Raw genomic sequence first — 11,260 nt, forward strand, 5'->3', positions numbered from 1 at the left:
CTCCTAAGCCGGGTATCCAATTTCTGCAATGTCCTCTTCCAACTCGTCTAACTCGATCTCCGGGTTTAATGCTTGCAGCAGTTGTTCATCCAACGGTTTCATGTCAAAAACATGCTGAATTGGCTCTAGATCCAGTTCAAGCTCATAATACTCCTGAGCCCAAGCATGATAATACACTGCACCGCCCACAAGAACTTGCAGCAGAGCATAAGCTTCATCTGCGAGCTGCCGACTCGAAGTCCACTCGTTCTGTTCCTCTTCGTTCCAGATGCAGAAGGTAGTCCGATCCATCATAAAAGCAGGCTCGTCCAGAAACGTCTTTTTGAAGTCTGCCGGCACACCCTCCAATACATCACCGAGTTGATCTTTATGTAGGGAAGCATAAGCTTTGTCGTAACCTTTGATGATTAAACGGTTGCTCGAATCAAACAACGCGAAATAGTGATCTCCCTCCCCATCTCTCATCGAAGCCATCTGTTCATTCTTATCCCAATGTGCATTGTACGAATAGTACCTGTACTCCCATTCTGGCATTAGAACCGCATCCAGCATCGCTGCTGCCTTGAAGATTCGCTGACATTCAGAAATGCCGGGCAGTTGCTTGATAAAATCAGAAGCCTCTTTCATGTTTTACCTCCCCAACAGTTGTGTGGATATTCCCGATTCCTAACTCTCTAGTTTTATCAATGAAATAATGACATATGCAAATGCCTGAATCACAAATATCAGCGCAACAAACTCCACCAGAAGACCGCTTGCTGAACTAAAATCATTCATCAAATCGATAACAATCTGCCCGGGTCTGGACACGATATCCCATGAATTCCAGCGATTAAATCTCCCGATATATACGCCCACCCCGCTTAGAAGTAGAACGAATCCGACAATGATCCAGCAAACAAACCTGTGTACGAATCGTTGCAGCACATGTTCTATTTGCCTTATAGAACATATGGAGAGCATTAACCCTACAATGGCTACACCAAACGTAAGGGTCAGACTGTACCAAAAATCCATCTCGAACCAAAAAACACTCTCCGGCTGAGCAATAAAATACCGGAATGCATGCAACATTTCTGTAAACAGATAGGCTGCGTTAGGCAAAAAGAAAAGCCAGATCAAACCGAGCAAACCTATCCACATCATGCCCATCCATCCGGGTCTCACAGCCTTACGTCGAAAGTTAAGAGCAATCATCGTTGAAATGAGAAACGGAACCCATGCCAGAAACATGTCCCAGTCTAGAAATGCATACATATTCGAGCCTGACTTTGCACGCAGATACGCCGCAATGCCAAGACAGCATAACGTCATCAACAGCAGTGTGAACGCTAATGCAATGAATCTTTTGTTCAATATTCGATCATGTTTATCTCTCATCTTGTTGGACTAGTCCTTCTTTTATCAAATTATAGATATTTCTTAAAGGCTTTGCTGGACTCGCCATCGTACCCTAGCTTTTGATAAAATTGATGGGCCCCTTGCCTAGTAGCTCCACTAGCGAGAAGGATCTTGGATGCATTCATCTGCAAACATACCTCTTCCACATGTTCCATTAATTCTGTGCCGTATCCCTTGCCCTGCACCTCGCTAGACATAATGACCCTTTCAACCAAACCAAACGGTCGATTTCCTGCGAGAGCATCTAAGCAGATATGTAAATGTACCGTACCTACCACCTGCTCCTGGACTTCATACACGAAAAGGAAGCTGTGTTCGTGACGCCTGATCTCTTCAATTCGTTCAGCCAGCACCTCAGTATCCGCGTGGTTAGGCAACAGCTCTCTGTACAATTTTTCAATCGTTGCTGCATCCCTGGCTTCGGCTTCTCTGATCATTTTTTTGCCACCTCTACCCTCTAACTTGATAACCTAAAATAATGTCGCCGTTATCCTCCAATTCACCTGTTTCCTGAAACCCACAATGTTTGTACAGTGCATTAGCCGCAACATTATGCGGAACATGAGATACCCTGATTTGCCGACAATCACTTCGCTCCTGCAACATGTAAATCACTTCCTGGATGGCACGTTTCCCATAACCCTGCCCCTGATGTTTCCCATCAATCATACAACGAAGAATCCAGTAATACCCATCCGTATAAATCTCGTTATCAAATAAAATAAACCCAACCATCTCATTCCCAGCATAGATCCCGTGAGGTTTTGAAGTTACTTCCTTGGTCGCATGAATTAAGGAATCCGCATTGCTCGCTACCAGTGTGAGTTGATCTTCCCTCGGTTGCAGACGGATGCACTCACTTTCATTTTCCTGCGTTATCGGTTGCAAAGTGACTTGTTTCCCCATGTTATCACGCATATCTCATTCTCCTTCGTCTATGGCTACTTCAATTTTCTTTTGTCAGTCTTGTTCAGAAGGTATGCATGGTTTGCCTGCGAAGCATATGTAATGTTCATAGGACTAGTAAAATCATAATCTATCATAACCCAGAATGTGGGTTATGCGTATAATTTTTCTTCCTCCATATGGGCTATATATGTTGAACTAAAATTTTTCCACACGGTTCATGCCTGTTCATGCAAAAAAAGCCACGGTATCCGTGGCTTAATCTTTAACCTTCATTCTGTTCATTACATCTTAAGGTGATGCCTGTTACGCTAGCGATCCACTTACCAATTGTCCTTGATACCACACAGCCATCCTTTCAGATCGCCTTGCCACCGCTTCCGCTGCACAACTCGCTTGAACCAGGACAAAGCTGGCCGCATGGTTGACCTTCGGCCATAAGTTCTCCCCTGCTGCATTCAGTGGCGTCACTCCACCCGTAATCGCAGCCAGCGACTGGGACAACGATAACTCGTCGCTATATCCATACAGTTCGGCGAAGCGGCCAGCCTTTTCAAGCATATCCCCACTGCCAAAAGGAGACCAGTGATCCGTCAGACTGTCTGTCGCCAGTTTTACGTTTACACCCACACGCTGCAACATCGGAAGTGGCATCATCGTTCTGCCAATCGGCACCGTTGAAGCCACACTCATTCCCAGCGATGCCATGCGGCTCGCCATCTTTTCAGCCTCCTGCTTCTCTGCTCCTGCAAACCAGAACGCGTGACTGACCGTCACCTGACCCTGAAGCCCTGCTTCTTCTGTCAGCCTCACAAGTTCCAGCAACGTTTGCTTGCCAGCTTCGCCGCCATCATGCAGATGCATATCGATCCCTGCTTGATGTTTGACCGCCAGTTCAATCATGGTATGCAGCGATTTTTCGATGTTTTCGTCTACGGTATACGGATCAAGTCCGCCTACATGTGTTGCACCCTCTGACATGGCTTGTCCCATGAGTTCGACCGAGTTGGACCGTAACAGCCCATGCTGAGGGAACGCGACAATCTCTGAAGATATTTTACCTGTATAACTCTCCAGGGCCAGCTTGGTTGCTTCCAAACGTTTCAGCCCGCTTACCGGTTCAATGTTACAATGCGCACGAACGTGTGTAGAGCCGTAACCCTGTATTAGTGCAAGGATGCTTTCCGCCTGCCGTTTCGCATCAGGTAGCAACTTGGGCAATAGCACCTTCTCTTCCTCAATCCGATCAAAGATGCTGGAACTGCGTCTAACCGCTCTCCATGGCCCATCATAATAGGTTTTATCCAGATGAATATGTGCTTCTTCAAATGAAGGCAGTAATAGCAGCCCTTTCCCATCCACTCGCGGCAACTCTTCTGTCCATTGCTCCTTTGCGTCCACAATGGCAGCAATAACTCCATTCTCAATCCGTAGATGAGCAAGACCCGTTTGTGTGCCCGTTACCTCTGCTCCTTCACGAATATATCCTCGTTCCAGTCTTACATTGGTAAGCCAGTATGCCTGTTGCTGTTCCATCCTCTTCCCTCATTTCTCTTTAATTAAAATTAAACCGTGCATGTCCGCCATCCGTCACGCCTTCAATTCGTTCCAGATCTAGCAATCTGCGCTTCATCTTCAGCCCCCCACGAAAACCCGTCAGCTTGCGATTAGCACCAATAATCCGGTGGCACGGCAACAACACTGGAATGGGATTCGCCCCGTTCGCTGCACCTACAGCCCGTACAGCCGAAGGTCTGCCGATGGCAGCAGCGATGTCTCCATATGTGCGTATCTCACCATAAGGCACTTGCCCAAGCGCTTTCCATACCTCCTGCTGAAATGGGGTGCCGATCAGGTCAAGTGGAATTGCCTCGGTGAAGGCTATCTTCTCCCCTGTAAAATAGGACTCCAGCCAGTCCATCATGCCTGTCTGTCTTAACGCCTGCTCATTTTCTTCGAGCTCAACACCGGGTGCAATTTTGCTAATCCAGCCTTGCCAGTCCGCTATCGTTTCATTGGGCATCACCACCCGGCACAGTCCTTTTTCAGTTGCCAGCAGGCTCCACGGTTGGCCGTGCAGCTGCATGGTGGTGTACATCAACTTTTGCCTCATCACGTATTCACCTTCTCTTCTCTCAGCTCCAAGTCAGGAGGTTATCTGTTTAATGTCTGTACCTGTTTTTTCGCCTTGCGTTTCATGCTTCGTATAAATTGCTTATCCTCCGGTGTAACCCGATAGGATTCGGTAATCTTCTGGAGTGCTTTGTTGTACGTAAAATCGTCAAGTGTATTGTGCTGCAAATACGGCATGGTCACCTCAGGATGCTTCACATACGCAATCGAAATTGCCCAAGCCACCGCCATTTTCACATAATAGGCCTCATGTTTAATCTGATCAAGTAACGGTAACACCTGATGAATATAAGGGAGCTCCAGATAAAAGTTCAACAACATGACCACGCCAAACCGAATTTCATATTCCTGATCTGACTTCAAATAAGGCTGAATGAAGTTCCACACCGCCTCCTTATGCACTTTGGTATATTTCAGTCCGGCACAGAAGCTGTCACATACCGACCAGTTATCGATTTTGGGCACAAAAGCTGCAATGCGTGTAAGTAGCTCATCCAGATCTGTTTGCACATGACCAATGACCATCGCTTGCAGCATCACTTGTTCAAAATATTCATCTTCCGCCGTATCCAGGTACGTACGCCAGTCTCCAGCGGCAATCTTTTTGGCTATTTTGCGGATTGCAGGCAAGCGCACCCCCATCACGTTTGAAATATTCGGTATAAGGGAAGCCGCAAATTTCTGGTATTCCGGCTCAGCCAAGCTGAGCAGTTGTGTTCGAATATCGGTTTCCAAGGGCACTGGACCTCCTCGTTGATTACTGTAGAACAAGTATATCCTGAGTGCTTTCTTTTGTAAGCCCATCTCGAATGTTTGAGCAAGATTTCAATATTGTTTAACAACGAATGCATTCCGTTTAAAAATATGAAGCGCACCATTCAGGAAAGGAGTGTCATTATGAACGATTCTCAAACCAATAAAGAGCTCTCCGTTGATGAGATTACCCAGCAACTGACACAGCATGTACAGTCCCAGAATCTGCCGGAATTCTACAAACTCGTGAAGGAACTGCGCCCCTATGATCTTTCACTCATCTATAAAAAATTCCCTGAAGAAGAGAAGAATCGTTTTCTTCTTCTATTTAAACCGGATACACTTGCCGATCTGGCCGAGAACCTAAAGCTTCACGAACAGGCTGAACTGTTTGAACGACTCGGGCCAGAGCGTACACTGGAAGTCATGCAGCAGATGGACAAAAGTGATCTCATTCGCTTCATGCACGATCTGCCCGCGAAACGCAGGGAAGAATTGTTGTCCAGCATGAACCTGGATCACTCCGCTATCATTCGCTCTGTACTTAGCTATCCCCCAGAGACTGCCGGACGGATCATGACCGACCGCTATCGCACGTTGTCCACCCACGACACAGCGAAGGAAGCACTAAAGCAATCACAGGGTACGCTGCACCTCTCCCCTTCCAGTTACCTGTATGTCATTGACGATGAAGGCAAGCTGGCTGGTGTCGTTAGTTATCGCTCGCTTGCTCTGGCCGATGACAAAACCAAAGTTGAACAACTGATGACCAGACGTGTCATTCATGCCACCGTAGATATGGATCAGGAAGAGGCTGCCCAGTTGCTCCAGCGTTACGAATTCATCGCACTTCCGGTCGTAGATGAGAATAACAGGCTGTGCGGGATCATCCAAATGGATGACGTCATTGACATCATTATGGATGAGGCCAGCGAAGACCTCGCCAAAATGGGCGGCGGCGGTAAAGATATTGATTTTGATACCAAACCGCTCGTTGCGGTCAGACGCAGGTTGCCTTGGCTTATTTTGCTGTTATTGATCGGCTTGATCTCAGGAAGCATTGTGGATTTTTTTGAAGATACGCTGAATCAGGTTGTGGCTCTTGCGTTCTTCATGCCTATGATTGCGGGTATGACGGGAAATACAGGGACCCAGTCCCTTGCTGTCGTCGTACGCGGACTTATCGGACGCAAGCTGGACAAGTCAACGGTACTCGCCCTGATTGGACGAGAGATTAAAGTTGGTACGATGATCGGTCTTGTCTGTGGTCTGCTAATTACGGTAATTGCTTATTTCTGGCAAGGAGACTGGTTGCTCGGGATGATTATCGGTGTATCCCTGTTTCTCACGCTAATCATCGGTACACTGACAGGCACATGCATCCCGCTCTTGCTCAGCCGTTTCAAAGTTGACCCCGCTGTGGCATCCGGCCCGTTGATTACAACGTTAAATGATATTCTGTCCCTGTTTATCTATTTTGGTATCGCCACCCGTTTTATTGGGGCGTTGATGTAAATCTTACTGTGCAGGGATTCGTTTAAACTACACCGTCTCTAATTCAGAAATTTATGTAAGCTGGCACCTCTTGACGATATAGATAATTATGGTATCGTAAAGATATATCTTTTATTGAAACTACGTTTCACACAATGGAACAAGAGGTGGTTTTGTGCCCATTAATTTTCATGATAAACGCAACAGAATGACGTACACGACCAGAACTGCCGATGCATCTTGGTTATCTTTGATTGAAGAGCATGCAGGCATAGCCGGTAAGGAAATTGTTGACATCGGCTGCGGCGGAGGCATTTACACCAAAGCTTTAGCACACTCAGGGGCAGCACAGGTTACTGGAGTAGACTTTTCAAATGAGATGCTAAAAGGCGCGGCGCGGCATTGTGAGAATTTGAGCAATGTCACATTGCAACAAGGGAATGCCTACAACTCGGGACTTCCAGATAACACTTTTGATATCGTTTTGGAACGAGCGCTCATACATCATTTGCATGATTTGGGCAGCTGTTTTCAAGAAGCTAAGCGTATCCTCAAGACTAATGGTGTATTCATCATTCAAGACAGAACACCGGAAGATTGCTTATTGCCGGGAGATGAACATCATATTAGGGGTTATTTCTTCGAAAAGTATCCTGAATTGATTGGCCTGGAACGTTCCCGTCGGCACGAAGCCCATGAAGTCCAGAGATCGCTTGATTCCAATGGATTCGTGATCCTTAAAACATTGCAGCTGTGGGAAACCAGATATGTTCATCAGAATATAGCTGCATTAAATAGAGATTTGGCGCAGCGGACTGGACGGTCGATTCTTCATGAATTAACAGACCGTGAGCTTAGCGAGTTGATTATGTTTATTAACTGCAAACTAAAGAACCCTGCTGATCCAATTATAGAGAAGGACTCATGGACGTTATGGATTGCGGTTAAAAAATAAAGACAAAGAGGCTTGGCACACGCCAAGCCTTTTTACTAAATCCAAATTCCAAATTCGCGGCATTTCATAAACCTGTTGGCGTGAGCTACGACACAGATGCCAATATTTACGCCGCTCTTTTGTTTTTGTTATAGATATCAAATGCTACTGCCAGCAGCAGTACCAATCCTTTGATTCCCTGTTGCCAGTCAATACCTAGACCAATGAGGGACATCCCGTTATTCAGCACACCCATAACCAACCCACCGATGATCGCGCCAAATACGGTACCGATTCCGCCTGATGCTGACGCTCCACCGATGAAGCAGGCTGCAATAGCATCCAGTTCAAAGTTCGTACCCGCTCTTGGCGTAGCCGCATTCAGACGTGCGGCGAAGATCAGACCGGATACAGCTGCAAGTGTACCCATGTTCACAAACACCCAGAACGTTACTTTTTTCGTTTTGACCCCCGACAGTCCTGCCGCCTTCTCGTTGCCCCCGAGAGCATACACATGTCGTCCCATCACGGTACGATTCATGACAAAGGAGTACACCACGATTAGCACAAACAGGAGCACCAGAATGTTCGGGATACCCGCATAACTTGCGAGCACGAAAGTAAACAGGTTCGTTACCGCTGCCACGACAATCAGCTTAAGCAGGAACAGCCCTTGCGATACTACTTCAAATCCATACTTGCGCTGGGAAGCTCGTTCCCGCAGTTCATTCACAATGTACCAGATGGTGAGCGCAATCCCCACAATGATGGACACCAGACCCAAGCCCGAAAATTGTACATCTGGCAGGAAACCGGAGCTGATCTTTTGAAATCCAGCAGGGAAAGGAGATATCGACTGCCCTTCCAATACAATCATCGTCAGACCACGGAAGAGCAACATACCGGCGAGCGTAACAATGAAGGCGGGTATCCGCACATACGCAATCCAGAAGCCCTGCCATGCACCAATCAGCGCACCGACCAGCAGGGAAGCAATGACTGCGAGCCAAGCTGGAAGCTGCCAATCCACCATCATGATGGCGGCTACAGCACCGACAAAGGCCGCAATCGAACCGACGGACAAGTCGATATGCCCTGTGATAATGACCAGCACCATCCCAATGGCGAGGACTAGAATATAACTATTTTGCAAAATCAGGTTCGTAATATTAATTGGCTTGAGCAAGAGCCCGCTAGTTAACACCTCAAATAGAAGCATAATGACAACGAGGGCAATGATCATGCCATATTGACGTATATTATTTTTGAACAGTTTAGTTACCGTTTCCATGCTTACCGCCTCCAGACTTGGTCATATATCTCATCAGTGTTTCCTGTGATGCCTGTTCCCGGCTGACTTCACCCGTGATTCGTCCGGCATTCATCACATAGATCCGGTCACACAGACCCAGAACCTCCGGCAGCTCCGATGAAATCACCAGCACACCCTTGCCTTCGGCAGCAAGCCGGTGGATGATTGTATAAATTTCGAACTTGGCTCCTACGTCGATCCCGCGTGTCGGCTCATCCAGAATGAGAATATCCGGCCCGGCAAAAATCCATTTGCTCAGCACCACCTTCTGCTGGTTACCTCCGCTCAGATTCCCGGTTTTCTGCAGGATGTTCGGTGCCTTGATGTTCATGCTTTTCTTCATCTCTTCCGCAACCAGCACTTCCTCCTGCTCGTTCACAACGGCATTACGAGTCAGTTTGCCAAGTCCGGTGAGTGAAATGTTGCGTTTGATATCATCCATCAAAATGAGGCCATATTCCTTGCGATCCTCCGTCACATAAGCAAAACCATTCTGAATCGCCTCAGTCACACTGTTATTCTGAATCGGCTTGCCATCCTTGATCAGTTGCCCCGAGATGTTACGACCATACGATTTGCCGAAAATACTCATCGCAAGCTCTGTACGCCCTGCTCCCATCAGTCCCGCGATCCCTACGATCTCGCCACGTCTGATGTTCATGTTGATCTGATCGAGCACCTTGCGCTCGGCCTGATGCTCGTGATACACCGTCCAGTCTTTCACTTCCAGCACGACGTCACCAATGGTGGCATGACGTTCAGGGTAGCGGCTCGTCAGATCCCGTCCAACCATTCCGCTGATGATGCGATCCTCGGTGACGTTGTCTTTTTTCATATCCAGCGTTTCAATCGTTTTGCCGTCCCTCAGAATCGTCACCGCATCCGAAACCTTGGATACCTCGTTCAGCTTGTGAGAGATGAGAATACAGGCGATACCCTGCTTTTTGAATTCGAGCATCAGCTGCAGCAGATTTTCACTGTCGTCTTCATTCAACGCTGCGGTGGGCTCATCCAGAATAAGCAGACGCACTTTTTTGGAGAGCGCTTTCGCAATTTCAACAAGTTGTTGCTTACCTACCCCGATGCTGGATACCAGCGTGTTCGGATTTTCGTTCAGACCTACTTTGCCGAGCAGTTCACGTGTCCCGACAAAGGTTTCCTTCCAATTCACGATGCCTTTACTGGCACGTTCATTGCCCAGATATATATTTTCCGCAATGGAGAGATAAGGGATCAGCGCCAGCTCCTGATGAATAATGACAATGCCCAGATCCTCGCTCTGCTTGATATCTTTGAACTCACATGTCTTACCGCGGAACAAAATATCCCCTTCATAACTTCCATACGGATATACTCCGCTCAGCACCTTCATCAGCGTAGACTTGCCTGCGCCATTCTCGCCGCAGATGGAATGAATTTCGCCTTCCCGGATTTTCAGGTTGACGTTCTCCAGCGCTTTGACTCCCGGAAACGTTTTGGTAATGTTCTTCATTTCAAGAATAATGTCCGTCATGGCATGTGCTCCTTTCCTTGAATGATGCGATATGGCAAACCGATCTTTTGCATCGTATTTATGAGCGCTTTATCTCTTTGTTCACACTTTACGGCAGGCCTATTTCTTCTTTGGTGTAATACTTGCTGCCCACAATATCTTTTTCCACGTTAGTACGATCTACAGAGATCGGGTCGAGCAGATATGCAGGAACAACCATTAATCCGTTGTTATACGACTTCGTGTCATTCACCTCTGCTTGTTTTCCTTTCAAAATGCTGTTGGCCATCTCCACTGTTTTCTCGGCGAGCTTACGCGTGTCCTTGAACACCGTCTGTGTCTGTTCTCCAGCCACAATGGACTTGATCGATGCCAGTTCCGCATCCTGCCCCGTAATAACCGGAAGCGGTTTATTCGGCTTGCCGTAGCCAATGCCTTTTAGAGATGAGATAATCCCGATACTGATTCCGTCATACGGAGATAACACCGCATCCAGATTATCGCCTGAATAGTACGCACTCAGCAGATTATCCATCCGTGCTTGTGCCAGTGCCCCGTCCCAGCGCAGTGTAGCAATTTGCGCCATCGTCATCTGTTTACTGCGGACGACCAGTTTGCCAGAATCGATATACGGCTTGAGCACGGACATTGCACCGTCGAAGAAAAAGTATGCATTGTTGTCATCCGGTGATCCGCCAAACAACTCAATGTTAAACGGCCCCTTACCATCCTTAAGCCCCAGCTTCTGTTCAATATAGGAGGCTTGCAACACCCCGACTTTAAAGTTGTCAAACGTAGCATAGTAAGTCAGATATGGCGTGTTACGAATAAGCCG

General features: G+C 47.4%; 12 protein-coding genes. 2 read left to right on the forward strand and 10 right to left on the reverse strand.

Annotated elements, in window-relative coordinates; all coding sequences use genetic code 11:
* Window positions 1-3 precede the first annotated feature (3 nt).
* The 7 genes from EC604_RS03795 to EC604_RS03825 form a co-directional block, all read right to left on the reverse strand.
* Window positions 4-627: a hypothetical protein gene (locus tag EC604_RS03795; RefSeq protein ID WP_123062805.1), complete on the reverse strand. Its 624-nt coding sequence runs from the start codon at window positions 625-627 to the stop codon at window positions 4-6.
* A gap of 39 nt (window positions 628-666) precedes the next feature.
* Entirely contained in the window at window positions 667-1,380 is a 714-nt protein-coding gene (locus EC604_RS03800) for a DUF1361 domain-containing protein (RefSeq protein WP_123062806.1), read from the reverse strand.
* Window positions 1,381-1,409: 29 nt separating this feature from the next.
* Complete coding sequence (locus EC604_RS03805; protein ID WP_123062807.1) at window positions 1,410-1,838, reverse strand: GNAT family N-acetyltransferase; 429 nt, start codon at window positions 1,836-1,838, stop codon at window positions 1,410-1,412.
* Between the two features lie 13 nt (window positions 1,839-1,851).
* Window positions 1,852-2,319: a GNAT family N-acetyltransferase gene (locus EC604_RS03810; protein WP_123062808.1), complete on the reverse strand. Its 468-nt coding sequence runs from the start codon at window positions 2,317-2,319 to the stop codon at window positions 1,852-1,854.
* Between the two features lie 294 nt (window positions 2,320-2,613).
* On the reverse strand, window positions 2,614-3,843 hold the full coding sequence (locus tag EC604_RS03815; protein WP_123062809.1) for an amidohydrolase: 1,230 nt from the start codon (window positions 3,841-3,843) through the stop codon (window positions 2,614-2,616).
* A gap of 19 nt (window positions 3,844-3,862) precedes the next feature.
* Entirely contained in the window at window positions 3,863-4,420 is a 558-nt protein-coding gene (locus EC604_RS03820) for a methylated-DNA--[protein]-cysteine S-methyltransferase (RefSeq protein ID WP_123062810.1), read from the reverse strand.
* Window positions 4,421-4,461: 41 nt separating this feature from the next.
* On the reverse strand, window positions 4,462-5,175 hold the full coding sequence (locus tag EC604_RS03825; RefSeq protein ID WP_123062811.1) for a DNA alkylation repair protein: 714 nt from the start codon (window positions 5,173-5,175) through the stop codon (window positions 4,462-4,464).
* Window positions 5,176-5,337: 162 nt separating this feature from the next.
* On the opposite strand from EC604_RS03825, the gene mgtE reads away from it, so the two are divergent.
* Together mgtE and EC604_RS03835 are read left to right on the forward strand one after the other, a co-directional pair.
* Window positions 5,338-6,708 carry a magnesium transporter gene (gene mgtE / locus EC604_RS03830; protein ID WP_123062812.1) on the forward strand — a complete coding sequence of 457 codons (1,371 nt, stop codon included), beginning with the start codon at window positions 5,338-5,340 and terminating at the stop codon, window positions 6,706-6,708.
* A gap of 154 nt (window positions 6,709-6,862) precedes the next feature.
* On the forward strand, window positions 6,863-7,642 hold the full coding sequence (locus tag EC604_RS03835; protein WP_123062813.1) for a class I SAM-dependent methyltransferase: 780 nt from the start codon (window positions 6,863-6,865) through the stop codon (window positions 7,640-7,642).
* 106 nt (window positions 7,643-7,748) lie between these two features.
* Here EC604_RS03835 and mmsB read toward each other — a convergent pair whose 3' ends face one another.
* The 3 genes from mmsB to EC604_RS03850 form a co-directional block, all read right to left on the reverse strand.
* Window positions 7,749-8,912, reverse strand: a complete 1,164-nt coding sequence (mmsB, locus tag EC604_RS03840; RefSeq protein WP_123062814.1) for a multiple monosaccharide ABC transporter permease — start codon at window positions 8,910-8,912, stop codon at window positions 7,749-7,751.
* On the reverse strand, window positions 8,896-10,446 hold the full coding sequence (gene mmsA, locus EC604_RS03845; protein WP_123062815.1) for a multiple monosaccharide ABC transporter ATP-binding protein: 1,551 nt from the start codon (window positions 10,444-10,446) through the stop codon (window positions 8,896-8,898). The genes mmsB and mmsA overlap by 17 nt, the downstream gene beginning before the upstream one ends.
* Window positions 10,447-10,534: 88 nt before the next feature.
* On the reverse strand, window positions 10,535-11,260 hold a 726-nt coding region (locus EC604_RS03850), incomplete at its 5' end, for a substrate-binding domain-containing protein (RefSeq protein WP_151458041.1).

The sequence above is a fragment of the Paenibacillus amylolyticus genome, assembly GCF_003719335.1.
Taxonomy (GTDB): Bacteria; Bacillota; Bacilli; order Paenibacillales; family Paenibacillaceae; genus Paenibacillus; species Paenibacillus amylolyticus_D.

Bases quoted from the DNA above. Each gene is read 5' to 3' on its own strand.
- EC604_RS03795 (WP_123062805.1), bottom strand. From the start codon at position 627: ATGAAAGAGGCTTCTGATTTTATCAAGCAACTGCCCGGCATTTCTGAA.
- EC604_RS03800 (WP_123062806.1), bottom strand. From the start codon at position 1,380: ATGAGAGATAAACATGATCGAATATTGAACAAAAGATTCATTGCATTA.
- EC604_RS03805 (WP_123062807.1), bottom strand. From the start codon at position 1,838: ATGATCAGAGAAGCCGAAGCCAGGGATGCAGCAACGATTGAAAAATTG.
- EC604_RS03810 (WP_123062808.1), bottom strand. From the start codon at position 2,319: ATGCGTGATAACATGGGGAAACAAGTCACTTTGCAACCGATAACGCAG.
- EC604_RS03815 (WP_123062809.1), bottom strand. From the start codon at position 3,843: ATGGAACAGCAACAGGCATACTGGCTTACCAATGTAAGACTGGAACGA.
- EC604_RS03820 (WP_123062810.1), bottom strand. From the start codon at position 4,420: ATGAGGCAAAAGTTGATGTACACCACCATGCAGCTGCACGGCCAACCG.
- mgtE (WP_123062812.1), top strand. From the start codon at position 5,338: ATGAACGATTCTCAAACCAATAAAGAGCTCTCCGTTGATGAGATTACC.
- mmsB (WP_123062814.1), bottom strand. From the start codon at position 8,912: ATGGAAACGGTAACTAAACTGTTCAAAAATAATATACGTCAATATGGC.
- mmsA (WP_123062815.1), bottom strand. From the start codon at position 10,446: ATGACGGACATTATTCTTGAAATGAAGAACATTACCAAAACGTTTCCG.